Annotated in this window: 1 protein-coding gene; it reads right to left on the bottom strand. The window is 49.4% G+C overall.

Annotated features, from left to right (window positions below):
- Window positions 1-433: LysR substrate-binding domain-containing protein (locus K5Q99_RS22130; RefSeq protein ID WP_246604564.1), on the bottom strand; the 433-nt coding region annotated here is incomplete at both ends.

Genomic DNA, 433 nt, shown 5'->3' with positions numbered 1-433 from the left:
GCCCAATCCTGCCGTTAGCACAGCCCTGTGCTGCCAAGGCAAAATAACTAAGTGGTGTTCAGCAAGTGTCAGTGATGAGACAGGTTTCGCTCTGGCAAGGTAACGCGGGGCTGCCACCAAAATACTGTCCAATTTCCCGATGGCAATAGCATTGTAATTACTATCTTTTTGCGGCCCAACTGACACGGCGATATCCAACTTATGCGCTAAAAGATCCAGCCGCTCATCGGTAAACACCAGCTCAGGGGTGAGGTTTGGATATTCATAGCACAACTCCGCGACCAAAGGTGTCACGATACTACGCTCAAAAGCATGAGGTGCAGTTATGGATACCCTTCCATGAGGTGCCTGTTCAAGTGATTTAAGCTCATCTAAGGTTACTGACAACAAGTCCACCAGCTGTTCACTACGTTTGGCCAGCTTTTGTCCGGCG

The sequence above is a fragment of the Shewanella hafniensis genome (genome assembly GCF_019655335.1).
Taxonomy (GTDB): domain Bacteria; phylum Pseudomonadota; class Gammaproteobacteria; order Enterobacterales; family Shewanellaceae; genus Shewanella; species Shewanella hafniensis.
This window is presented reverse-complemented; position numbering and strand designations above follow the sequence as displayed.